The following is a 24,121-nucleotide window of genomic DNA, read 5'->3' as shown; positions in this document are numbered from 1 at the left end:
CCGCGACCGTCGCGACGACCGCCCCTCCGGCGGCTTCCGCTCCGGCGGCAGCGACCGCCCGTTCAACCGTGACCGTCGTGACGACCGTCCCGCCGGTGGCTTCCGCTCCGGCGGCAGCGACCGCCCGACCGGCCGTCGTGACGACCACCGCGGCGCCAACACCGGCACGAACACCGGCTCCTTCGGCCGCCGCGACGACAAGCCGCGCTGGAAGCGCAACGGCTGACCTCCGCCCGGCCGCCCTTCGGCCGAGCAGGTCCGCCTGACAGACCGGCAGGGCCCGTACGCCACCGAACCGACTCGGTGCCGTACGGGCCCTGTTGCCGTCCCACCCCCTCGCACCGGCCCCCGGGCAGGGGCGCGACGGGCCCAAGTCCGATACCGGATCGGCTGCCGGGGCGGGGCGGGCTATGCTCGGGGGGTGACGTCACAGGGGCCGTTAGCTCAATTGGTCAGAGCAGCGGACTTTTAATCCGTTGGTTGTGGGTTCGAGTCCCACACGGCCTACCCCTCCGCCCCCGGCTCAGAGTGCGATCGAGCTGGGGGCGACGCCTTTTCCCCGCGCATCTGCCCTTCTGCCGGCCCCTTCCTCCCCCTGAGGACGAGTGAGGGCGCTGCAACGACGCCCCTGCCCCCTGAGTTCCCCCGTCAGGCAGTCGCTCAGACCGCCGGCCGTGGCAGGCCGCAGGGACGGTCCCTCATGGGGGGATACGCGGGCCGCCCCCGGAAACCTGGTCGAACGGGCTCTGCGCATGCCGTACAGTTGTGTTTACCGACGCGGGGTGGAGCAGCTCGGTAGCTCGCTGGGCTCATAACCCAGAGGTCGCAGGTTCAAATCCTGTCCCCGCTACTGAAGGCCCGGGCCCGGCACGCAGACAGCGTGCCGGGCCCGAGTCGTTTCCGGGCCGGGCCGTGCCGGACGGGCGGCGCTTGACCTTGACGTAGCGTAAAGATCTAGCGTTTCCGGCATGGAGTGGTCCATTCAGGAAATCGCGCGCCGGGCCGGCACCACGAGCCGCACGCTCCGGCACTACGGGGAGCTCGGGCTCCTCGCCCCGAGCCGGGTCGGGAGCAACGGCTACCGCTACTACGACCAGGACGCCCTCGTCCGGCTGCAGCGCATCCTGCTCCTGCGGGAGCTGGGGCTTTCGCTGCCCGCCATCAAGGACGTACTGGCGGGGCAGCGGGACACGGCGGTGGCGCTGCGGGCGCATCTGCGACTGCTCGAACAGGAGCAGGCGCGCATCGGGCGGCAGATCGCCTCGGTGCGGACCACTCTCCACAAGACGCTGGAGGGGACGGAACTCATGGCTGACGAAGTGTTCGACGGGTTCGACCACACGGTCCACGAGCAGGAGGTCACCGAGCGCTGGGGCCGGGACGCGTACGCGGAGGGCGACCGCTGGTGGCGTTCGCTCGGGGCGGCGGGGAAGAAGGCGTTCCAGGACGAGCACGAGGCCATCGCCCGGGACTGGGGCCGGGCCCGCGAGGCCGGGTTCGCCGCCGACGGTCCGGAGGCCCAGGAGATCGCGCGCCGGCACTGCGCGTGGCTGGCGTCCTCGTCGGCCGAGGAGCCCGGCCGGTCGTACGTGAAGGGGCTCGGGGAGATGTATGTCGCCGATTCCCGGTTCGGAAAGAACTACGATCGCTACGGGGACGGCACCGCCGCCTTCGTACGGGACGCGCTGACGGTCTACGCGGAACACCGGCTCTCCGACTGACCACGGGCGGCCGAGCCGCCGCCCGCATTCCCCCTGTTCGGCCGATGAGGAGTCGCCGCTCGGCGCGGTTCCGGGAAGCCTGGACGGGGTGCGGCACCGTCCGCAGCCGTGGATGGACCGGGCAGGAGTGCACAGGTGGGGATGGCCAAGGAGCGGCGTCGGGGCGCGTCGGGGGGCGTCGGCGCGGTGGCCCGTGCGGTGTTCGGGTCGCCGGACGACGCCGGGACGCCCGGCACCCGGGTCTCCCGGCGGTTCGTCCGGATGCTGCCGGCGCTGCTGATCGTCGGGGGGCTGGTCTTCGACTCGCTGACCCCGGCCAACTTCACCGCCGTCCCGCTGTTCGTCGCGGCCCCGCTGATCGCCGCCCCGTTCTTCTCGCTGTCCCGGACCGTCCGCACGGGCATCGCGGCGCTCGGCTCCGTCGTCGTGATGAGGTTCTCCGACGGGTTCCCCACCCAGGCGGTGCCGATCATCGAGATGCTCACCGTGCTCACCGCGTCGGTGCTGGCCCTGGTCATCAACGGGGTGGTGCGGCGCGGCAACGAGCAGCTGGCCTCGGCCCGGGTCATCGCGGAGACCGCCATGCGGGCTGTGCTGCCGACCCCGGCCGAGCGGATCGGCGGGCTCCAGGTGGCCGCGCGGTACGAGGCGGCGCAGGCGGACGAGTTCGTGGGCGGCGACCTGTACGCCGTCGCCGACACCCCCTACGGCGTCCGCGTGGTGGTGGGGGACGTGCGCGGCAAGGGGCTGGGCGCCGTCGAGGCGGTGGCGGTGATCATCGGGTCGTTCCGGGAGGCGGCCGAGCAGGAGCGCTCCTTGGAGGGCGTCGCGCAGCGGCTGGAGCGGGCGCTCGCGCGCGAGGGGACGCGGCGGTACGGGCTGGACGCCATGGAGGGGTTCATCACCGCCGTCCTGGCCGAGATCCCGCCCGGCGCGGCCTCGCTCCGCCTCGTCAACCGGGGCCACCCCGAGCCGATCCTGCTGCACGGGGACGGCACCCTGGAGGTGCTGGCGCCCTCGACGCCCGCGCTGCCGCTGGGGATGAACCTGGGGGTGTGGCCGGACCGGGCCGACGAGTGGGCGATGCCGCCCGGGGCGACGCTCCTCGCCTTCACGGACGGCCTGTCCGAGGCCAGGAACGCCGACGGGGTCTTCTACGATCCGGAGGCCCGGCTGCGCGGACGCATCTTCCCGGGGCCCGAGGAGCTGCTGTCGGCGCTCACCGACGACGTACGGCTGCACACGGGCGGGCGGGCCACGGACGACATGGCGCTGATCGCCGTGGGACGGCCGGCGGAGGGGCAGCCGGTACGCCGGACGACGGTGCCGATCGTGGGCCGGGGCGAGGGGTAGCGCGGCAGCGCGCGGGGCTTTACCACGGTGTGTGACCGAAGAACACCGCTCCGCATAACGGTTGACGCACCATCAGGAAAAGGAATGTGGCTGAGCCGCGGTCAAGTCGCCCGGTTCGACCCGCTTGTGGCCCGTACGTCCCCGGCCTGTTCGTTAATGATCAACAGGAACGGCTTGGAATCGGACCCGGGTGTCTATTAACGTTCGATAACGCAGTGCGGTCGTCACAGCCGTCGTCAGGGCGGCGCCGCGCGCGAGCGCCGAATTCCGCAAGGGAACCGGGGAACCACCTACATGGGGTGAATCGGACGCCTGCGCCTCGTGAGAGGCGGAGGGGCCCGTAGGAGACCTTCCTGCTCCGAACCCGTCAGCTAACCCGGTAGGCGAGAAGGAAGGAAAGGAGTGCGCCCACGTGGCGTCCAACAAGCCTGCCCCTGAGGCCGTGTCACCCTTCACCGCAGACGTCTACGGCGGTGCGGAGCGGTCCCCGGGCGAGTGGAACCCCACCGAGGACACCCTCCGCCCCGTGCGCGGCAGGCACCGCGTGGCCAAGCAGCGAGGTCTGGCCCGTAGCTCCACCGTCCTCGGGGTCGGCGTCATGGCGGCCGTCGGAGCGGGTGGCATCGCCACCGCTCAGGACAAGGCCCCGGTCTCCATCTCTCTTCCCGATTCCATCGCGGACAATCTCCCTGACGCCAAGTCCCTTCCCGGCGTAGGGGCGTTCATGGCGGACGACGACAACAGCGACCCGGTCGCCGCCGCGCCGCTCACCACCGCCGGGCTCACCGCCGCCGAGGCGGAGAGCGGCACCGACGCGGGCGAGGCCCTGCGGGCCCGGATCCTCCAGCAGGCCGAGCAGCAGCAGGCCAACGCGGACGCCGAGGCCAGGGCCGCGGCGGAGAAGGCCGCGGCCGAGAAGGCGGCGGCGGAGGCCGAGGAGCAGCAGGACGAGGCGGAGAAGAAGGCCGCCGCGGAGAAGAAGGCCGCGGAGGAAGCGGCGAAGAAGAAGGCGGAGGAGGAGCGGCTCGCCAAGCTCGCCGCCAGCTACTCCCTGCCCACCTCCTCGTACACGATCACCTCGACCTACGGCCAGTCCGGAGCCATGTGGTCCTCCGGCCAGCACACCGGCCTCGACTTCGCCGGGGCTGCCGGTACGCCCCTGAAGGCCGTGCACAGCGGCACGATCATCTCCGCCGGCAACGCGGGCGCGTACGGCTACCGCACGGTGCTCCAGCTCGAGGACGGCACGGAGATCTGGTACGCGCACCAGTCCTCGATCGAGGTCTCGGTCGGCCAGAAGGTCACCACCGGGCAGACCATCGGCCGCATGGGCGGGACCGGCAACGTGACCGGTGTCCACCTCCACCTGGAGGTCCGGACCGCCGGCGGGGCCGCGATGAACCCGATGGCCTGGCTGAACAGCAAGGGCCTGCGGGTCTGAGCCCCCGGGGGCCGACCGCCTCGCCGGCCCCGGGCCGGCGCCCTTCCTCGGCCGGCCCTCCCCGAAACCCCGGCAGCCCTGACGCACACCCCCCGACGTCAGGGCTGCCGGTCTGTCCGGGGGACGGACGGGCCCGCGCGGACGGGGCCGGGGGGCGGACGGGGCCCGCGCGGACGGGTCCGGGGCGGACGGCCCGCGTGGGCGGGCCCGCCCACCAACGGCGGACACGGCGGAATACCGGCTCCGGACCGTTCTGTTGGGCCCTCATATGACTTCTGCGCGCACTCCCCTCGGCACCTCCGACCTCCAGGTCTTCCCGCTCGCCCTCGGCGGCAACGTCTTCGGCTGGACGGCGGACGAGGAGCAGTCCTTCGCCGTCCTGGACGCCTACGTGGCGGCCGGCGGCAACTTCATCGACACCGCCGACGTGTACTCCGCCTGGGCCGAGGGCAACCGGGGCGGGGAGTCGGAGACCGTCATCGGCAACTGGCTCGCCTCCCGCTCCAACCGGTCCGACGTCGTCGTCGCCACCAAGGCCGGCGCCCACCCCGACCACCGGGGCCTGTCCGCCGGTGCGATCAAGGGCGCGGTCGACGCCTCGCTGAGCCGGCTCCGTACCGACCGCATCGACCTCTTCTACACGCACTTCGACGACGAGACCGTCCCCGTCGAGGAGATCGTCACCACCCTCGACCAGCTGGTGAAGGACGGCAAGGTGCGCCACATCGCCGCCTCCAACATCAGCTCCGAGCGGCTGCGGGCCTCCCTCGACTTCTCCGAGCGCGAGGGCCTCGCCCGGTACGTCGCCCTCCAGCCGCACTACAACCTGGTCTCCCGCGACACCTACGAGGGGGAGCTCCAGGACACCGCGGCGGCGGCCGGCCTCGCCGCCGTCCCGTACTACGGGCTCGCCTCGGGCTTCCTCACCGGCAAGTACCGGCCCGGAGCCACCGTCGAGAGCGCCCGGTCCGCGAGGGCGGGCGGACACCTGGAGTCCGAGCGCGGCCGCGAGGTCCTGGCGGCCCTCGACCGGGTCGCCGGGGAGCGGGGCGTCGAGATCGCCACCGTCGCCCTCGCCTGGCTCGCCGCGCAGCCGACCGTCGCCGCCCCGATCGCCTCCGCCCGCACGGTCGAACAGCTCTCCGCCCTCGTCGCGGTCGCCGGCCTCCACCTGACGGAGGAGGAGATCGCGCTGCTCACCCGGGCGTCTGCCTGACGGGGGCGGAGTCCGCCCCGCCGGCCCTACTGCGGGCGGCGGTGGGTGTGCGGGGCGGGGGCGTGGCCGTGGGGCGGGGGCGGGCCCCCGTATCCGTGGCCGTACGGCGGTGCGTACGGCTGGGCGGGCGGCTGTCCGTACGCCGGCGCCAGGCTACGCGGCTGTCCGTGACCGGCCGGACTCCAGGGAGCGTTGCCGTACCCGTACCCGTACCCGTTGCCGTACGGCGTCGGCGGGAGGCCGCGGTGGGCCCCCGGGCGGGAGGTGAGGCGGGCCGCGTGGGCGAGAGCCGGGGCCGCGACCTCCCGGCGCTGCCAGAGGTGGTGCAGCAACTCCCGCTCCCGCGCACCGAAGTCCGGGCCCACCGCGCCGTGGCGGGCCCGGCGGCGCAGTCCCGCCAGCGAGGTAGCGAACGACTCGTACTCCGCGACCGCGCGGGCCGCCGCCCGGCCTCGGGCCCGGTCCCGCTGCCAGTGGCGGGCCAGGTCGCGGGCGACGCCCCGGGCCCGCATGGAGGAGAGCGCCGACGGTTCGGCGGGGGTGAGCCAGCCGGCCGCCACGTAGGCGGGCAGCTCGGCGGCGAGCGTACGCAGCTCCCGCTGGCGGGACCAGACCGCCAGCCAGGTCACCAGGGCGAAGGCGGGGACCATGACGATGCCGTACACCGCGTAGAAGCCGTACGGGCCGAAGGACGACGAGCCGTTCCACAGGGCGTGCAGCCCCATCGCCAGGGCCAGGCCCCCCAGGGGCAGGGCGATCCGGCGGGCCCGGCGGCGGCGGTCGCCGACGGCCGCGAAGCCGAAACCGAGGCCGGTGAGGACGGTGAACAGCGGGTGCGCGAACGGCGACATCACGATCCGTACGAAGAACGTCCCCGCCGTCACCGAGGCGAACCCGGAGCCGCCGAGCTGCTGGTCCTCGCCGAAGGCGTTGCCCAGGTAGAGGATGTTCTCCGTGAACGCGAAGCCCGTCGCGGTGAAGCCGGCGACGACGACGCCGTCCACCACCCCGCTGAACTCCCGCCTGCGGAACAGGAAGATCAGCAGTACGGCCGCCGCCTTCGCGCTCTCCTCGACCACGGGGGCGACCACCGTCGCCCCCAGGGTGTCCGCGCTCGCCGGGTCGGCCGTCGCGGTGGCGATCCAGCGCGTCGCGAAGGAGTTGGCGATGATCGCGACGAGTGCGGCGGCGCACGCGCCCCAGGCGAAGGAGAACAGCAGGTTCCGCCAGGGCCCCGGCTCCACCCGGTCCAGCCAGCGGAACGCCGCCATCAGCAGCGGAACGGGCAGCACCGCGAGGCCGAGGCCGACCAGGAACCCCTCCGGGCCGGTCTGCTCGCGGACGAGGGCCAGGATCACCAGGCCGCACAGCAGGAGCGCCGCGAGCACGGCCCCGGCGCGGAAGACCTTGCTGCGCCACACCATGCCGACGCGGTGCGGCCGGTAGCGCTGTCGGCCATGCTCCGGCGCGGCGCCCAGAACCTCGTCGAGCCGCTGCTCGTGGAGGACCGGGACGGCGGGCCGCGCCTGCTGATACCGCACGGAAGGGTCGGACACCTCTCGACCCTAACGAGGTGCACCGACACCCGGCGACGGCGCATCCGGCCGGGACGGGCCCGTACGCCGCCCCGAGCGGACCGCGAACGGCCCTTGTGCGGGACCGCGAACGGCCGTTGTGCGGGGCCGGGAGGCCACCGGCCGGGAAAGCGGTGGGTCAGACGCGGGCGAACAGCAGGTCGTGGACGATGTGCCCCTTGTCCAGCCCCTGCCCCTCGAAGCGGGTGAGCGGCCGGAAGGCGGGGCGGGGGGCGTATCCGCCGTCGGCCGCGGTGTTCTCGAAGCGGGGGTGCGCGGTGAGCACCTCCAGCATCTGCTCCGCGTACGGCTCCCAGTCGGTGGCGCAGTGGACGATCGCGCCGGGCTTCAGCACCGGTGCCACCAGGTCGAGGAACTCGGGCTGGATGAGCCGCCGCTTGTGGTGGCGGGCCTTGGGCCACGGGTCGGGGAAGTAGACCCGCAGGCCGTCAAGCGACTCGGGGGCCAGCATCTCGCGCAGCAGGATGATCGCGTCGCCGTTGGCCACCCGTACGTTCGTCGAACCCGCCCTGTCCGCGAGGCCGAGGAGATTGCCCTGGCCGGGGGTGTGGACGTCGACCGCGAGGATGCCGGTGCCCGGATCGTCGGCCGCCATCTGCGCGGTGGCCTCCCCCATGCCGAAGCCGATCTCCAGGACCACCGGCAGCCCGCCGAACAGCTCGGCCAGGTCCAGGACGCGCTTGCCGTCGATGTCCAGCCCCCACTTCGGCCACAGCCGTTCCAGGGACTCCTGCTGGCCGGTGGTGACCCGGCTGCGGCGCGGCTGGAAGCTGCGGATGCGGCGCTCGTGGTGCGATCCCGCCGGGTCGGCCGCGGGGCCGCCGGGGAAGCGGGGCTCCTGCCGCAGCCGGCGCGCGCGTTCGAAGGAGGCGGCGCGCAGAGCGGCGGCCTCCTCGGCGCTCATGTCGGCCTGCGCCGCGGACGCGGCGTCTGCGGCCGGAGCGTCGGTGAGCGCGTCGGTCGCCGTGGAGCCGGTCCGGACGGGGCCGGTCGGCTCGGGGGCAGTCGGCTCGGGAGCGGTCGGCTCGGGGGCCGCGGGCCCCGCGTCGGCCGCGGCGTCGTCGGGGGCTCCGGCGGGGCTGGGGTTCAGGGGCTGCTCAGACACAATGACCGGATTCTACGGCGGGCGGCCTCCACCCCGCCCCCTGAGCCCGGCGCAGCGCGAGCCGCGCGACCTCCCGTCCGATGGGCAGGCACGCCGTCGCGGCGGGCGACGGGGCGTTGAGCACGTGCACGGTGTGCGGGGCCTCGCGGATGAGGAAGTCGTCGACCAGTGTGCCGTCCTTCGCCACCGCCTGGGCCCGCACCCCGGCGGCCGACGGGCGCAGGTCGTCCTCGGTGACGGCGGGCAGCAGCCGTTGGACGGCCCGGGTGAAGGCGGACCGGGACAGCGAACGGTGCACCTCGCCCGCCCCGTACCGCCAGTGCCGGCGGGCGATCCGCCAGCTGCCCGGCCAGCTCAGCGTGGACAGCAGTTCGGCGGGGCGGACCCGCGGCCAGGCATAGCCCTCGCGGGCCAGGGCGGGGACCGCGTTCGGCCCGACGTGGACCGAGCCGTCGAACCCCCGGGTGAGGTGGACGCCGAGGAAGGGGAACGCCGGGTCCGGCACCGGGTAGACCAGACCGCGCACCAGCTCGGGGCGGTCCAGCGCGTAGTACTCGCCCCGGAACGGCACGATCCGCACCCCCGGGTCGTCCCCGGCGAGGCGGGCCACCCGGTCGCAGTGCAGCCCCGCGCAGTTGACCAGCACCCTGGCCCGCACGACCAGGCCGTCCGCCGTGCGCACTGCCACGCCCCAGGGGCGGCGGTCGATCGCGGTGACCTCCGCGCCGTACCGCACGATGCCACCGCCGGCGCCGACCTCGGACGCGAAGCGGTGGGCGACGGCGGTGAAGTCGCAGACGCCGGTGGTGCCGACCCGGATCGCCGCCAGTCCCCGCACCTCCGGCTCGTACTCCGCGATCTGGGCGGGGCCCAGCTCCCGCACGGGCAGCCCGTGTTCGCGGCCGCGCTGGACCAGGGAGTGCAGCCGGGGCAGCTCGGAACGGTCGGTGGCGACGATCAGCTTGCCGGTGGTGGCGTGGGCGATGGCGTGCTCGGCGCAGAACTCCGCCAGCTCGGCGGAGCCGCGCAGCGCGTACCGCGCCTTGAGGGAGCCGGGGCGGTAGTAGATGCCGCTGTGGACCACGCCGCTGTTGCGGCCGGTCTGGTGGCGGGCGGGGCCGCTCTCCTTCTCCAGGACCGTCACCCGGGCGCCCGGAGCGGACCGGGTCAGCGCATAGGCGGTCGACAGGCCGACGATCCCGCCGCCGATCACCAGCACGTCGCAGTCGTACGCCGCGTGCGTCATCATCACGCCACCTCCCACCCCGATAGTGCACTGACCCACTGACAACAGGCTCAAACCCCGGCCGGGCACGACGTGGCGCACACTCCTGCCGCCCGGGAGCCGTGCGGCGGCCCCCGGGCGTCCGGGGGCCGCTCGTACGCCCCGGCCCGCTCAGACCTGGGTGACCAGCAGCGGGCGGGCCCGTTCCCGCAGCTCCGCGACGCGGGGCTCGTCCCCGTACGGCTCCAGTCGGTGGAGCAGATCGCGTACGTACTCGGTGGTGCGGGCGGAGGAGATCCGCCCGGCGACCTCGACCGCCCGGGTGCCCGCCGCGCAGGCCGCGTCCAGGTTGCCCGACTCCAGTTCGGCGACGGCGGAGACGACGAGCCGCAGTCCGTGGCTGCGGACGAACTCCTCGGTGGGCCGGGACAGCGCCTGCTCGGTGAAGCGCCGCACCTGGCGGGGGGCCTTCAGGTCCCGGTAGCACTCGGCGGCGTCGGCGGCGAACCGGTCGTAGCCGTAGAAGCCGAGCCAGGGGGGGTCGGAGTCGCCCGCCCGGGACCGCTCCAGCCAGCTCTCCGCGCCCTTGAGCGCGGCCCCCGCGGCCGGTGCGTCGCCCGCCTTCGCGTGGGCGCGGGCCTCCACCAGCCGGAAGAAGCTCATGGTGCGGGCGGTGGCGAGGCCGCGGTTGCGCTCGACGGCGGCCTGGGCGAGGTCGACGCCCTCGTCGGCGAAGCCGCGGTAGGTCGCCTGGAGGGACATCGAGGCCAGGACGTAGCCGCCGAGCGGGACGTCGGCGGCGGCCCGGGCCAGCCGCAGCGCCTGGATGTAGTAGCGCTGGGCGGCCTCCTGCTGGCCGGTGTCGAAGGCCATCCACCCGGCCAGCCGGGTCAGCTCGGCGGACGCGCCGAACAGGGCCCGCCCGACCTCGTCGGTGTACGAACCGAGGAGCAGCGGCGCGGCGTCCACGCGTAAGCACTCGGGGACCATGGAGGAGCGCCAGTCGCCGCCGCCGTACTTGGAGTCCCACCGCCGGGCGTCCTGCGCGGCCTCGCGCAGCTTCGTCACATCGCTGTGGCCGACGCGCAGCGGCGAGGCGTCCGCGACCGCCTCCGGGCCGGGCTGGACCGGGACGGAGCCGGCGGAGGGGGGGAAGAGGTGGCCGCCCCGGGCGTCCGGTACGGCTCCGGAGCCGCGGACCCCCGCGCCGGGGACGTCGCCCCCACCGCCGCGCGCCCCGAGGGCCGATACCTGCGCCGCCGTCGGATCCCGGGCCACCGACGGATCGGCGGGGGTTATCAGCCAGCGCGAGGCGGGCGTCGCGTAGGCGCTCACCGAGAACGATCCCGCCAGGGACTGCCAGATGCCGCCGCCTCCCCGCCGCCCGGCCAGATCCAGCCGGTACAGCTCCGTCGCCGACCGGACCGCCTCGCCCACGTCCCGGGGGAACGCGAGCCCGACCTCCGGGGCCGGGTCCGCGTCGGCGAGGCCGATCTCGTGCAGCGGGACCGGCCGGCCGAGCTTGGCCCCGATCGCCGCCGCGATGAGATGCGGCGCAGCACCCTGCGGCACCATCCCCTTGGCGACCCACCGGGCCACCGAGGTCTTGTCGTAGCGAAGTGTCAGACCGCGCTGTGCTCCGAGGTCGTTGACCCGCCGGGCGAGCCCGGCGTTGCTGATTCCCGCGAGGGCGAGAACCGTGCCGAGCTTCTCGTTCGGCCCGCGTTGCTCCCTGGACATGCGCCACCCCTCGACACACAGACGGCCGCCGCGTCACCGAGGGCGGTGCGCGGCATTCGTACCGGTGCCTCCCCAGGTTCGAACCCTCGTACTCCACCTGCACACGCATGTGGCTGAGCCCCGAGGAATATGCCCCCCTGTCGAGAACACCGGTAAACACAGCGTAGTTCTCCCTATCCCTACCGTTAAGGGGCGGACGTCCGGATGGCGGGATTGTTGTCCGTGCGGGCGGTCGGGGCCGCCTCCGCGGGGGCCGCACGCCGGGGCGGTCCGTGCTCCCGGCGTGTGGCCGTGCGCCCGGCCGTGCGCTCTGGCCCGGCGTCCACCCGGCCGGTTGTCTGTGTCCTGCGTGGGTCGGCCCGCTGCACTGGACTCAGTGGGCTGGGGGAAACCGCCGCTCCATTCCCCGCGGGCGGCGGACCGGTCCGGGAGGTGAGGCCCACCTCCCGGACTGTGCGTGGAGGGGCCGCCAGGGGGAGCGCGGCGCGGTGTGCGCGCGGGGTGGCACTTCGAGAGAATGGCCGAATAGCGACGGTCTGGTGAGGGTCTGGCCAACGGTCCGACTATGGCCGGATATCGGCGCTGTTGCCGGGCGGCGTCGGCCCTTCTCCTCCTTCCGGGGGCGGGCCGGTGCGACACCGGGTCCGTAGGCTCCCCCCCCCCGCAACTACCGGAACCTCTGGTTCCGTTGATGTCGCCGCGGTGAAGAACGCGGCGTGCCTTTGCCAGGGGCGCATGCTCTTCCGGCGTGCGCTGCCCGTCCACCCTCTCCTGCGGCATTGTCGTGGCAGCATGTCCCGCAGCGGCGCTTTCGCTCATCTGGTGCGCCGTTTGTCCACAGCCCGTGGAGGCGGCGATGCGTTGGTTGGTGGGATGGAGCAGTATCGCCGCGAGCTTCGGCACCGTCGGCGCCGTCGGAAACGGCGGAGAGGGGCGCACGGTCCACCCCGTGGGCTCCCAACTGCTCTGGGGCGACCCGGACCCGCTCTGGGCGGTCGGCGACTGGCGGCCCGACGAGATCCGCGTCATCGGCGTCGCGACCCCCGAAGGAGCGCCCACCGCCCGCCTCGCGGTCCTCGGCTGCTGCGGCGCCACCGACGAACAGCTGCGGGTCGGACTGCTCTCCGCGCGCGGCGGTGCGATGCGCCATCTCACCGCCTGGCCCGGCAGTTACACCGCCGTCGTGCAGATCGGCCGCCGCATCACCGTCGCGGGCGACCTGGCCGGGGCCCGGCCCGTCTTCCATACCCCCTGGGCGGGCGGCACCGCCTTCGCCACCGCCGCCCTGCCGCTCGCCGACCTCATCGAGGCCCAGCTCGACATCGGGCACCTCGCCGCCCTGCTCGCCTGCCCCGAGTCCCCCGAAGCGCTCGGCGACGGCACGCCCTACGTCGGGGTGAAGCGGGTTCCGCCGGGGCACGCACTCATCCTGCGCGAGGGCTCGCGGGAGATCACCGGGTACGAGGCCGTCGCCTCCCTCGCCGTCGCCGCACCCCAGGCCGACCCGGTGCACGCCGTGGAGGGCGTACGGGACGCGCTCGTCGAAGCCGTGCGCGCCCGGCTCACAGCCCCCCGCCACGCGCCCGAGGCCGCCCCGCCGGACCCGGGGCCCGTCCCCGGCATGGGCCCGGCCGACCGGCGTGCCGCCCGGGGCGGCCCCGTGGCGGGCATCGGCGCCGACCTCTCCGGAGGGAGCGCCTCCGCCACCCTCGCCCTCCTCGCCTCCGGGCTGCCCGGGCTGCCCGGCACCCTCCTCGGCCACGGCGTCGGCGCGGGGGAGCGGCTGCTCGCCGTCACCTTCAACGACCTCACCACCCGCGGCGACGAGGAGGAACTGGAGCGGGCCCACGCCATCGCCGCCAACCCGCGCCTGCACCACGTGGTCGTCGCCGCGGGCGAAGAGGCCCTGCCGTACGCCTCCCTGGGCACCGGACCGCTCACCGACGAACCGGCCCCCTCCCTCGTCCTCGCCGAACGCCATCGCCGCCGGCTCTCCGCGGGCAGCGCCGACCACCTCGTCGGGCACGGGGCCCGGCAGGTCCTGGACGCCCACCCGGCCCGCCTCGCCGACCTCCTGATGGACCGGCGCAGACGCCACCTCCTGCGCCCCGTCGCCGCCCTCACCAAGGCCGAAGGCCCCACCGCGCACTCCCTGTTCGTCCCGCTGACGGTCTACCGCGCCGCCCGCCGCCTCGCCCGCACGTCGTACCGCACCGGGCTGGAGTCCGCCGCCGGGCTCCTCCCCGACGCCAACCGCCACGCCCCCGACCTCGACACCCCCGCCGACGCCTCGCTCGCCGCCCTCGCCTGGTCGCGCCCGGGGCCCGCGGCGCGCTGGCTCACGGGAGAGGCGCTGGCCGAAGTATCGGTTCGCCTCCAGGAGGCGGCGATCCGGCCCACCTCCGTGCAGCGCCCGGGGGAGGCCCGCGCCCGCGCCGCCCTCGCCCGGGGGGCCGCCGACCACCGGATCCTGGAACAGGCCGCGGAGATCCGCAGCCAGCGGCTGCACGCCCCGTTCCTCGACAACCAGGTCGTCCGGGCCGCCCGCGCGCTGCCCGAGTCGCTCCGGGTCCAGCCCGGCGCACGGGCCGCGATCCTGCGCCGCGTGCTCGGCGGGGCGGGCATCCACGACCTGCCGCCCGGCTGGGGCGCGCCCTCCCAGGCCACCTCCACCGCCGTCACCCGCACCGGCCTGCGCATGGCCCTGCCCGAGCTGATGGCCCTCTTCGACGCGCCGCTGCTGGCCGACGCGGGCCTGGTCGAGGCCCGGGTGGTCCGCAAGGCCCTGCGTGCCGCCTCCGAGGGCGAACCGCTGCCCCTGGACGGTCTGGCCGACCTCGCCTCCACCGAACTGTGGCTGCGCCGCCTCCTGAACCGTCGCGGCACCTGCTGGACCGGTACGGCCGCCCCCCGCCAGCGTGCGGTCGCGGGCGGCGTGATCCCCGCCCGGCGCACGCTCCAGCCCTGACCGGAACACCCCGCCCGGGAGCCCCCTCCGGGAACTGCGCCCAGGGACCGCACCCGGGAACTGCGCCCAGGGACCGCGTCCGGGAACCGCGACCGGAGGCCGCGCGGCCGGCCGGGCCGACCGCGACGGCGCGTGGTGCGCGTACGGCTCAGGAGCAGCTGATCCGGGACTCCGCCCAGTCGGCGAGCGCCACCTGGCCGAACGTTCCCTCAGGCTCCACCACCAGGCGGATCGAGGGCTGACCGGCGATGTCCACGCTCACCGGAACCGCGGGATCGCCGCCCCGCATCACCGGCGAGCCCCACAGCCGTGCGCCGTCCCCGTCGAACACGGAGAAGCGCACCGCGCCGAGCCCCATCGTGAGATCGTCCACCCCGACCACGGCCTCGTACCGGGTGCAGGGACGGTTCAGCCGGATGGTCACCGAGGAGCGGGCGTGCACGGTCACCCCGTGCGCGTAACGGGTGGAGGCGATGGACACGTTGGAACGCTGCCACACCCAGCTGCTCTGCCCCATCACCACTTCCGGCCGGCTGCGGTCGCCGAAGACGGAGTACGGCAACTCGCTGACCTGGTAGACCTCCGGCGCGGGCGGCGGCGGTGCGGGCTCCGGCGGCGGGGTCGGCGTCGGGGCGGGGGACGGCGGCGGACTCGGCGCCGGCGTGGGCTCCGCAGGCGGCTCGGGGGAGGGCGTGGGGCTCGGCGTCGGCTCCGGGGCCGGCTCGGACGGGGAGGGCGCCGGGGAGGCGGGCGGCGCCGGGGCGGCGGGCGGCTCGGGCGTCGGCTCCGCAGACGGCGGCGGGGGCTCCGGCGTGGGGTCCGCGGGCGCCACGGCGGGCGGCTTCGCGACCGGCCTGGGCTCCGGTTTCGGCTGGTCGTCGCCGACGAGCGCCCACACCAGCCCGGCCGCGGCGGCCACGGTCACGGCGGCGGCGATCCCCGCCTTGGCGGGCGCGCCGAGCCCTTCGGAGGCCGCCGCACCCCCGGCGGCTCCGGCGGAGGCCCCGGGCCCGGTGGCCGCCGCTGCGGCGCCCGCACCCGCCGCCCCGACCGTCCCCCCGACGACGACGCCCGCCGCCTTGAGCGCGTACCCGGCGGCGAACCAGCCGATGACCGCGACGGGCAGCAGCGCCGGAATCCCGGCGTTCACCTGCTCCAGCTCGCCCGCGACCACCCGGCACTTGGCGCACTCGTCGAGATGCTTGCGCAGACCGCGCTCGGCCCGGGTGCGCAGCCCGCCCCGGGCGTGCGCGCCGAGCCGGTCGGCGTACTGCGCGCACTCCCCGCCGGTGGTGAGCGCCCGGCCCACGTGGGCCTGGAGGTACGCCTGCTTGAGCCCTTCGCGGGCGCGGCCGGCCAGGACGGCGGTGGCGTTGGCGGTGAGGCCGAACAGCGGGGCGATCTCGCTCGGCGACTCCTCCTCCACCGTGGTGTGCCACAGGACCGCCTGCCAGCGCTCCGGGAGGCTCCGGAACGCCTGCATCGCCATCGTCTGCTCGGCCTCGTGCATCGCCAGGACGTCGGCGCCGAGTTCGAGGGTGTCGTCGTCGGACAGCTCCGAGGAGCGGACGGCCTGTGCGGCGAACACCGCGAAGTCGTCGACCAGGTGCTCGCGCCTGGCGCTCTTCGTCCAGGCGGCGGCGACATGGCGGACAGCGGTCATCAGGTAGGCGCGGACCGCTTCCGTGGGCCCCTTCCCACCCCGTACGGCCTGGAGGGTGCGGGCGAACACCTCGGCCGTCAGGTCGTCGGCGGTGTGCCCGTCCCGGCAGCAGCTGCGGGCGTAGCGGAGGACGGCGCCCGAATGCCGCCGGAACAGCTCCTCGTACGCCTGGTCGTCGCCGGCCCGCATGTCCTCGATCAGCCGGGCGTCGGACAGCCCGGACTCGGGGGCCCCGCCGCGGCCGGCGCGCTGCTGCGGCACCGCGTGCGCGCCCACGCCCGCCCCACCGGGGGCGTCGTCCTCGGCGACGGCCGGCCACGGGCCGGGCAGGACGGTGCCGCCCTCGGGCTCGCCGTCGGACGGACCGCGTACGGCCTGCACCGGCACGTGCCCGGCGGGTCGCCCGGCCGCTCTCGTGTCCCTGCCGGCCGCGACGCTCTCGTCGAGCGGCTCTTCCTGCTGCTCGTCACCGCTCATCGCGGAAGCCCCCGTATGCACCCTCGGACCGGAATACCGGCCAAGACTGCCACATGGCTCAATCCCGCTCGCCCTTCCGACCTGTCAACCACTCGTCCGGGGCTTTTTCCTGGGGGTGGGTATAGGTCGTCACTCTTTCGGGGAAGGGCCCTCGCCGAGCCGTCACCGGCCGCCCCGCCCCGCTCCGGCCGCCTTGCCCCGGTCGCCCCGACCCGGCCCTCTGTCCCCGGCCGCCCCGCCCCGCTCCGGCTGCCTTGCCCCGGTCGCCCCGACCCGGCCCTCTGTCACCGGCCGCCCCGCCCCGGCGGCCCCGCCCCGGCCGTCCCGTCCGGTACTCCCGGGGAGACGGACGAACGCGGAGGAAGCGGGGACGAAAGAAGACCAGAGCGGACAGGCGACGCTGTGGGAGCGGGGAGCGGGGAGCGGGGAGCGGGGAGCGGCAGACGGCGGGCGACGGACAGCCGGCGGCGGACGACCGCCAGCGGGCGGCAGGCGACGGGTGCGGGGCGGCGGCGGAAGAACCGCCGGCCCCGGCCCCCGCCCCCGCCGTCACGCCGGGCGTGACCTCAGACCCTCCAGCAGGATGTCCAGCAACCGGGCCGAGGCCGCGGCCTGCTGGGCGGCGTCCGGCAGCGAGGGGGCCGCCGTGGCGATGACCAGCAGCACATCGGCGACCGTCACGTCCCGGCGCAGCTCCCCGGACTCCCGCGCCCGCTCCACGAGCCGCCCCACGACCTCCAGCAGCTCGACCGCGGCGGTGTCCTCGCCGAGCCCGTCCAGCCCGTCCACCCCGCCGGAGCGCTGGCCGGCGCCCCGGAAGTCGTCCTGGCCCACGCCCTGCCGCTGCTGCGGCACACGGGTCTCCTCGACCGCGCCCGGCTCCTCCCCGTCAACCCCGACCCGCAGCACCTGCGGAGGCAGCAGCCTGCCCGCGCCCGACGCCACCGACGTGCGCAGGAAGCGGGAGAGCGCCGCCCAGGGCTTCTCCTCCTGCCCCAGCGCGGTACGGGCCTGCTCGGTCAGCCGGGAGGTCTCCTCCTCGGCTATCCGGCGCACCAGCACGTCCTTGCTCGGGAACCGCCGGTAGACCGTGCCCACCCCGACGCGCGCGCGGCGCGCCACGTCCTCCATCGGAGCGCCGTACCCCAGCTCTCCGAACACCTCGCGTGCCGCACGCAGCACGTGCTCCAGATTCCGTTGCGCGTCGACGCGCAACGGAGCCGAGCGCGGGGCGCCCACCGCCCCCGCCACCCCGGCCGGGGCCTGTCCGGCAGCGGACGAACTCATCGCGGCGGCGCTCACCGCGGCCGCGGAACGAACGGCATCGGCCGAGCTCATGACCCCCAGCGCCCCCACGGAGCCGAGGCGTCCCTGGTCGTCGGACGCGCGCGAGAGCGCAGCCTGGCCATGCATATCCTGAATGTGCATAACTTTCCCCCGGTTATGACGTCTCCCCCCGGAGACTTCCCGCCGTTTCAGCCGGGGAGCGGAGCACAACGAAATCCGCACCCGCCACCCCGACGGGTAACGAACATAGTTGAGCCCGCGTCAATTCAGAAGGGGGTAGTTCCGCATGGGGCGGCCCCCGATCGGCCCAAGCCCCCTTCTCCGCAGGAAGATCGCCCCGCCGACCGCCCCCTGCGCACCGCCTGACCTGCGCGGCTGCCCCGCCGCGCCGCAGGCGGCCTGCCGGTGCGGTGGAGAGTGCTCCGGTCACACAATTTGCCGGGCCTGTGGACAAACCACTGACTCCGTTGCGTCATGGGGTGGTGATGGCTCCAGATTCCCGGGGGACGGCCCCCGGCACCCGGCCAGGTGTACGCATTCTCGTCGTCGGCGGCGGCTACGTCGGGATGTACACAGCGCTGCGTCTCCAACGGAAGGTGAAGCAGCGGCTGAGAAGCGGCGACGCCGAGATCGTGGTCGTCACGCCCGATCCGTACATGACCTACCAGCCTTTCCTCCCCGAGGCAGCCGCCGGATCGATCTCGCCGCGCCATGTGGTCGTGCCGCTGCGCCGCGTCCTGAACGGCTGCCGGATCGTCATCGGCGAGGTCCGGAGCGTGGACCACGCCGCACGGACCGCGACCGTCACCACCCTCGCCACCGCGGAGGACGGCACCGGATCCCTGGAGATCGCGTACGACGAGATCGTCATCGCCCCCGGGTCCGTTTCGCGCACCCTTCCCATCCCCGGTCTGGCCGAATTCGGCGTCGGTTTCAAGACCGTCGAGGAGGCCATCGGGCTGCGCAACCACGTCATCGAACAGATGGACATCGCCTCCGCCACCCGTGACCCCGCGCTCCGCGACGCCGCCCTGACCTTCGTCTTCGTCGGCGGCGGATACGCCGGGGTGGAGGCGCTGGCCGAGCTGGAGGACATGGCCCGCTACACCGCGCGGTACTACCACAACATCAAGCCGACCGACCTGAAATGGATCCTCGTCGAGGCGTCCGGGCGCATCCTCCCCGAGGTCGGCGAGGCCATGGGCGCGTACGCCCTCGGCGAACTGCGCGGCCGCAACATCGACGTACGCCTCGAAACCCGCCTCGCCACCTGCGAGGACCGCGTCGCCGTGCTCAGCGACGGCTCCCGCTTCCCCACCCGCACCCTCGTCTGGACGGCGGGCGTCAGACCGGCCCCCCTGCTGGCCGCCACCGGCCTGCCCCTCACCCCCCGCGGACGGCTCCGCTGCACCGCCACCCTCGGCGTCGAGGGCACGCCCCACGCCTGGGCCGCCGGCGACGCCGCGGCCGTACCCGATCTGACGGCATCCGAACCGGGACGCGAAACCGCCCCGAACGCCCAGCACGCGGTGCGCCAGGCGAAGGTCCTCGCCGACAACGTCCTCTCCTCCCTCGACGGCCGGCCCCTGGAGGAGTACCGGCACGCGTACGCCGGGTCCGTCGCCTCCCTCGGCCTGCACAAGGGCGTCGCCCACGTCTACGGCCGCAAGCTCAAGGGCTACCCGGCCTGGCTGATGCACCGCGTGTACCACCTCAGCCGGGTGCCGACGTTCAACCGGAAGGCGCGCGTCCTTGCCGAATGGACCCTTTCCGGACTCTTCAAACGCGAGATCGTCTCGCTCGGTTCGCTGGAACACCCCCGCGCCGAGTTCGAACTCGCGGCGGGCGGCCCCGCCGCCCCGAGGGTGCCCCGACCCGGCCGCCCGCACGGCGGGGAAGAACCGCCGGAGAACCGTCCGGCGGGCGGCTGAAGGGCTGCTGACGGCCCGTCGGCAAGGCGCCGGGACGGCAACTGTCAGTACGGTCGGTCACACTGGACGTGTGACCATAGGTGGGCCCACACCTGCACAGAGTGACCCGGTCGGCAGTGACCAACAGTGACCAGCAGCGACGCACCCCCAGCACGACGAGGCCCGGCTGCGCCTTCCCGGGGGCCCGGCCCCCGGTGCACCGAACAACGGCCGAAGAAGCAGCCCGCCCGAGCGGGCCAGACCGACACACGAGGCCAGAAATACCGTGAACTTCACGCGTTGGAGCGCCCGCCTTCCCGGAACGCAGCGCCGAGCCGCCGCCGCACGGGACGACCGCAGTCCCGTGCCGGCCGCCCGAGCCGAGTCCGCCCGGCCGGAGGGCTCATCCGCCCCGCCGGGCGGCGCCTCCCCGCTCCCCGGCGGCCCCGACCCGTCGGAGACCGTCCCCGGCCCCGCCCTCGACGACCTCTCCGCCTGCGAGATCCTCGGGCGGCTCCCCGCCCCGGTCGCCCTGCTGCACGGCGCCGACCACCGGATCGCCTACGTCAACGACGCCTACGAGGCCGCCTTCGGCCCCCGTCCGTCCGGCGTCCCCGCCGGCGCGGCCATGCCGGAACTCGCCCAGCTGAGCGTGCTCCCCCTGCTCGACCAGGTCCGGCGCAGCGGCACCGCCCGCACCGTCAAGTCCCGCCGGACCCCCGGGGGCGGCTCCTACACGGTGACCTGCACCCCGGTCGCCGGAGAGGAGGGCGTCCTCGTCTACGCCACCGACGTCACCGACCACGCTGAGGCCGCCGAACGGCTGCGCACCAGCGAACGCCGCCACCGCGAGACGGCCGTCACCCTCCAGCGCTCCCTGCTCCCGCAGGAGCTGGAACAGCCCGACGACCTCCGCATCGCCGCCACCTACCAGCCCGGCGGCGCCGACGCTGCGGTCGGAGGCGACTGGTACGACGTCATCACCCTCGGCGCGGGCCGCACCGCGCTCGTCATCGGCGACGTGATGGGCCGCGGGGTCCGGGCCGCCGCCGTGATGGGACAGCTCCGCACCGCCGTCCGCGCCTACGCCCGCCTCGACCTCCCGCCGCACGAGGTGATCCAGCTGCTGGACGTCCTCGCCGCCGAGATCGACGCCAACCAGATCGCGACCTGCGTCTACGCGGTCCACGACCCCAACGAGGGACAGCTCGTCTACGCCTCCGCCGGACACCTCCCGATCCTCGTCAGCGACGAGGACGGCGCCGTCCACCGCGCCGCCGACCCCACCGGCCCCCCGCTCGGCACCGGCGGCTGGGTCCACACCTCCGGCACGATCGCGCTGCCGCCCGGCTCCACCGCCGTCCTCTATACGGACGGCCTGGTCGAACGGCGCAGCGAGGACATCGACGAAGGCGTCGCCGCCCTGGCCCGCGCCCTCTCCGGCGCCAAGGGCTCACCGCAGGTCGTCTGCGACCGGCTGATCCGCTCCCTCGGCGTGACCGCCGAGCACGACGACGACGTGGCGGTCCTGGTCGTCCAGCACCCCGCCCGCACGGGGGCGGACGCGGAGCTGTTCCACAACGCGGCGCTCGACCTCCTCGGCGGCATCGAGGCCGCCCCGCGCGCCCGCGCCTTCGCCACCGGGGTCCTGGCCTCCTGGCGCTTCCCCGTCGAACTGCGCGACCTGGGCGTGCTCGCCACCAGCGAGCTGGTCGCCAACTCCCTCCAGCACGGCACACCGCCGATGCGGCTGGGGCTGAGGCGTACGGACCGCCGACTGATCATCGAGGTCACCGACGGCGACGACCACCTGCCGCGCCGCCGCCGGGCCGAACCGGCGGACGAGGCGGGACGCGGCATCTCGATCATCGCCTCGATCGCCACCTCCTGGGGCAGCAGGCGCACCCCGGGCGGCGGCAAGGCGGTCTGGTGCGAGTTCGCCCTGCCGCGGTGAACAGCAGGGCGAACGTCCCACGGACCCGGTCAGTGACCGGCGGAGGCGGAGGCGGGAGACGGAGCGCCTCCCGCGGCGTCCCCGCCCTCGGGCAGTGAGACCGCCACCACCCGCGACGGAACGACCGCCACCGACGGCTGGTCCTGTACGGGGGTGAGCCGGCGGCCCAACCGCAGCGCGAGCACCGTGATGCCCAGCGAGAACAGCACGAACGTCACGATGTACGGACCGTGCAGCGACGCCCCCATGGGCCCGCCGACGGCCGGACCGACCGCCAGCGCGAGCTGCTTGCACAGGGCGAACGCCGAGTTGTACTGCCCGACCATCGACTCCGGCGCCAGATCGGCGACCAGGGGGGCGACGGTCGGCGACAGCATCGCCTCACCCAGTCCGAACAGCGCGTACGTCGAGATGAACGCGGCCGTCGCCATGGCCTGGCTGCCGTGGCCCAGCCCCGCGTAGCCCGCCACGATCCAGGCGAACGCCCAGATCAGGCCGACCGCGGCGATGACCCGGCTGCGGCGGCGCCGCTCCACCAGCCGCAGCACGACGAACTGCGCGGCGACGATGACCGCGGTGTTGGCGGCCAGCGCCAGGCCGAGGGTGGACGGCTCGATCCCGGCGGCCTCCGTGCCGTACGCGGCCAGGCCGGACTCGAACTGGCCGTAGCAGGCGAAGAACAGCACGAACCCGAGCACGCACAGCTGCACCATGGCCCGGTGGGAGAGCAGCGCGCGCACCCCGCCGCCCTTCCCGGCGGAGGGGTCCGCGGGCCGCACGTCGCCGAGCGATGCCGGGCGGGGCATGCGCACCGTGGTCACGGTGACACCGAGCACCACGAACATCGCGGCCTCGATCAGGAACAGCAGGGTGAAGCTCGCCGGCCGGTCCACGTCCACCAGCTGCCCGCCGACGAGGCCGCCGAGGCCGAGCCCCAGGTTCTGCAGGAAGAACTGCGTGGCGAAGGCCCGCGTACGGGTCGCGGCGCTGGAGCACCACACGAGCATCGTGGCGAGGGCCGGCTGCATGACGGCGGTACCCGCGCCCAGGACCGCGGCGGCGAGCACGGCGGCCGGAACGCTGTCGGCGAAACCCAGGGCGGCGGCGCCCACGGAAGCCAGCCCGGAGGCCGCCAGCAGCACGGGCAGCGGGCCCCGCCGGTCGATGGCCCGCCCGGTGAACGGCAGAACGGCCAGCGCCGCCATCGCGAAGACGGCCAGGACGACTCCCGCCGTCCCGGCGCCCAGATTCCGCACCTGCGCCACGTAGACGTACAGATACGGAACGGTGAACCCGAGCCCGAACGCGCTCAACGCGCTGCCCAGCTGGATTCGCCGCAGCGCTGCGCCCATCTCCCTGGTCACACTCACCTACCTCAAGATCTCGAAGGCCCCGGTCGCCGGATCGCCGGACGTCGGGGCCCGACACATAAGAAATCAGACTCGAAGAGTTTAGCACTAAACTTAGAAGGTGAAAACTTCATCATGAAGGACTTCAAGGGGGACGGGGCGTGCCATACTGCCCGCCATGTCCGAGAGCACCGAGGAGCCCGCCGTCGGCGAGCCGAGCCTCGACGAACAGATCGCCGCGTACCAGCGGGAGTTCCGCGACCTCGACCCCCAGGTCGAGCAGGTCGTCTCCGCGCTGGGCCGGCTGAACCGCCGGATGAACGTCGCGTACGGGAGGCAGGTCGCGGCGCTCGGCATCAGCAACGCCGAGTGGGAGGTCCTCAAGACCCTGGTCCTGTCGGGCGCCCCCTACCGCCTGGGCCCCGGCGAGCTGGCGAAGCGTCTCGGCCTCACCCCGGCCGCGATGACCCACCGCATCGACCGGATGGCCGGCGAGGGCCTGGTCACCCGGGACCGCGACGAGAACAACCGCGTCCGCGTCATCGTCGAGCTGACCGACGAGGGCCGTACGAAGTGGCTCGAGGCGATGCGGATGGCGACCGATTTCGAGGAGGACCTCCTTCAGGACCTCTCCGGCGACGAACGCGGCGTCCTCGGTGAACTGCTGGTCCGCCTGCTGCGCAGGGTGGAGCACGCCCAACCGGACGCCGGCGGCCGCCTCACCGGCCTGGAATGACGGCGGGCGCCGCAGGCCCCCGCCGAGCCGTTGCGGAGCCGACGCGGAACCGGCGTGGGGGCCGCCGGGGGAGGGTTGACACCCCCCAGGTGGTTGCGTAGTGTTCTCCGAGTTGTCACGGAGCCGGAACGGTTCCGGGGTGACCATCCCGCCGCGAACGCGGCAACCAAACTTCAGCACGATCTCCCACTCGGGATGATTTCGGCATGCCGGAATTCATGACGAAGGCCCGATTATGAGCCGCCGGGAGAATCCGCTAGAGTTTGAGCGTCGGAACGGCCCAACAGCCGGGAAGACAAATCCCGCTGACTGGGAATCAGGCCCGAAAGGATCTGATAGAGTCGGACTCGCCGGAAAGGGAGAACGCGGAAGCGGGAGACC

General features: G+C 74.4%; 15 protein-coding genes, 2 tRNA genes, 1 pseudogene and 1 riboswitch. Of the genes and pseudogenes, 11 read left to right on the top strand and 7 right to left on the bottom strand.

From position 1 onward, the window contains the following. The 7 genes and pseudogenes from ACH4K1_RS28900 to ACH4K1_RS28870 form a co-directional block, all read left to right on the top strand. Positions 1–226, top strand: a pseudogene (locus ACH4K1_RS28900) (RNA helicase); the annotation flags it as partial. Positions 227–433: 207 nt separating this feature from the next. Beyond that, positions 434–507 (top strand) — tRNA-Lys (locus tag ACH4K1_RS28895). A 269-nt stretch (positions 508–776) separates the two neighbouring features. Then, positions 777–850: transfer RNA gene (locus ACH4K1_RS28890), tRNA-Met, on the top strand. A gap of 118 nt (positions 851–968) precedes the next feature. Continuing rightward, a complete protein-coding gene (locus tag ACH4K1_RS28885; RefSeq protein ID WP_398092515.1) occupies positions 969–1,721 on the top strand; it encodes a MerR family transcriptional regulator in 753 nt (250 codons plus the stop codon). A 141-nt stretch (positions 1,722–1,862) separates the two neighbouring features. Then, positions 1,863–3,074: a PP2C family protein-serine/threonine phosphatase gene (locus tag ACH4K1_RS28880; protein WP_398092580.1), complete on the top strand. Its 1,212-nt coding sequence runs from the start codon at positions 1,863–1,865 to the stop codon at positions 3,072–3,074. Between the two features lie 248 nt (positions 3,075–3,322). After that, a riboswitch (cyclic di-AMP (ydaO/yuaA leader) is annotated at positions 3,323–3,475 on the top strand. Between the two features lie 11 nt (positions 3,476–3,486). Beyond that, a complete protein-coding gene (locus tag ACH4K1_RS28875) occupies positions 3,487–4,515 on the top strand; it encodes a M23 family metallopeptidase (RefSeq protein WP_398092514.1) in 1,029 nt (342 codons plus the stop codon). A gap of 268 nt (positions 4,516–4,783) precedes the next feature. Then, positions 4,784–5,731 carry an aldo/keto reductase gene (locus ACH4K1_RS28870; RefSeq protein ID WP_398092513.1) on the top strand — a complete coding sequence of 316 codons (948 nt, stop codon included), beginning with the start codon at positions 4,784–4,786 and terminating at the stop codon, positions 5,729–5,731. 26 nt (positions 5,732–5,757) lie between these two features. Here the strand turns inward: ACH4K1_RS28870 and ACH4K1_RS28865 are convergent, their stop codons facing one another. The 4 genes from ACH4K1_RS28865 to ACH4K1_RS28850 all read right to left on the bottom strand — a co-directional run bounded on the left by ACH4K1_RS28865 (position 5,758) and on the right by ACH4K1_RS28850 (position 11,396). Further along, complete coding sequence (locus tag ACH4K1_RS28865) at positions 5,758–7,287, bottom strand: PrsW family intramembrane metalloprotease (protein WP_398092512.1); 1,530 nt, start codon at positions 7,285–7,287, stop codon at positions 5,758–5,760. A gap of 157 nt (positions 7,288–7,444) precedes the next feature. Beyond that, entirely contained in the window at positions 7,445–8,431 is a 987-nt protein-coding gene (gene trmB / locus ACH4K1_RS28860; protein ID WP_398092511.1) for a tRNA (guanosine(46)-N7)-methyltransferase TrmB, read from the bottom strand. Then, positions 8,424–9,680, bottom strand: coding sequence for an L-2-hydroxyglutarate oxidase (gene lhgO, locus ACH4K1_RS28855; protein WP_398092510.1), 1,257 nt, complete (start codon positions 9,678–9,680; stop codon positions 8,424–8,426). Before lhgO ends, trmB begins: the two co-directional genes overlap by 8 nt. Positions 9,681–9,827: 147 nt before the next feature. Beyond that, positions 9,828–11,396, bottom strand: coding sequence for a sporulation protein (locus ACH4K1_RS28850; RefSeq protein ID WP_398092509.1), 1,569 nt, complete (start codon positions 11,394–11,396; stop codon positions 9,828–9,830). Between the two features lie 856 nt (positions 11,397–12,252). Here ACH4K1_RS28850 and ACH4K1_RS28845 point away from each other — a divergent pair. Then, complete coding sequence (locus tag ACH4K1_RS28845) at positions 12,253–14,364, top strand: asparagine synthase-related protein (protein WP_398092508.1); 2,112 nt, start codon at positions 12,253–12,255, stop codon at positions 14,362–14,364. A 148-nt stretch (positions 14,365–14,512) separates the two neighbouring features. Here ACH4K1_RS28845 and ACH4K1_RS28840 read toward each other — a convergent pair whose 3' ends face one another. Together ACH4K1_RS28840 and ACH4K1_RS28835 are read right to left on the bottom strand one after the other, a co-directional pair. Next, on the bottom strand, positions 14,513–16,504 hold the full coding sequence (locus ACH4K1_RS28840; protein ID WP_398092507.1) for a sigma-70 family RNA polymerase sigma factor: 1,992 nt from the start codon (positions 16,502–16,504) through the stop codon (positions 14,513–14,515). Between the two features lie 549 nt (positions 16,505–17,053). Further along, positions 17,054–17,932, bottom strand: coding sequence for a TetR/AcrR family transcriptional regulator (locus ACH4K1_RS28835; protein ID WP_398092506.1), 879 nt, complete (start codon positions 17,930–17,932; stop codon positions 17,054–17,056). Between the two features lie 344 nt (positions 17,933–18,276). Here ACH4K1_RS28835 and ACH4K1_RS28830 point away from each other — a divergent pair, with 344 nt between their 5' ends. Both ACH4K1_RS28830 and ACH4K1_RS28825 read left to right on the top strand, forming a co-directional pair. Next, positions 18,277–19,722 carry an NAD(P)/FAD-dependent oxidoreductase gene (locus tag ACH4K1_RS28830; RefSeq protein WP_398092505.1) on the top strand — a complete coding sequence of 482 codons (1,446 nt, stop codon included), beginning with the start codon at positions 18,277–18,279 and terminating at the stop codon, positions 19,720–19,722. A 265-nt stretch (positions 19,723–19,987) separates the two neighbouring features. Next, a complete protein-coding gene (locus ACH4K1_RS28825) occupies positions 19,988–21,655 on the top strand; it encodes a SpoIIE family protein phosphatase (protein ID WP_398092504.1) in 1,668 nt (555 codons plus the stop codon). 29 nt (positions 21,656–21,684) lie between these two features. Here ACH4K1_RS28825 and ACH4K1_RS28820 read toward each other — a convergent pair whose 3' ends face one another. Next, positions 21,685–23,007 carry an MFS transporter gene (locus tag ACH4K1_RS28820; RefSeq protein ID WP_398092579.1) on the bottom strand — a complete coding sequence of 441 codons (1,323 nt, stop codon included), beginning with the start codon at positions 23,005–23,007 and terminating at the stop codon, positions 21,685–21,687. 175 nt (positions 23,008–23,182) lie between these two features. On the opposite strand from ACH4K1_RS28820, the gene ACH4K1_RS28815 reads away from it, so the two are divergent. Beyond that, positions 23,183–23,740: a MarR family winged helix-turn-helix transcriptional regulator gene (locus ACH4K1_RS28815; RefSeq protein ID WP_073767701.1), complete on the top strand. Its 558-nt coding sequence runs from the start codon at positions 23,183–23,185 to the stop codon at positions 23,738–23,740. The last annotated feature ends 381 nt before the right edge of the window (positions 23,741–24,121 follow it).

It is taken from the genome of Streptomyces sp. NPDC017448, from assembly GCF_044330565.1.
Classification (GTDB): Bacteria; Actinomycetota; Actinomycetes; order Streptomycetales; family Streptomycetaceae; genus Streptomyces.
Note: the sequence above shows the minus strand (reverse complement) of the source record. Positions and strands in the feature narration are given on the sequence as shown.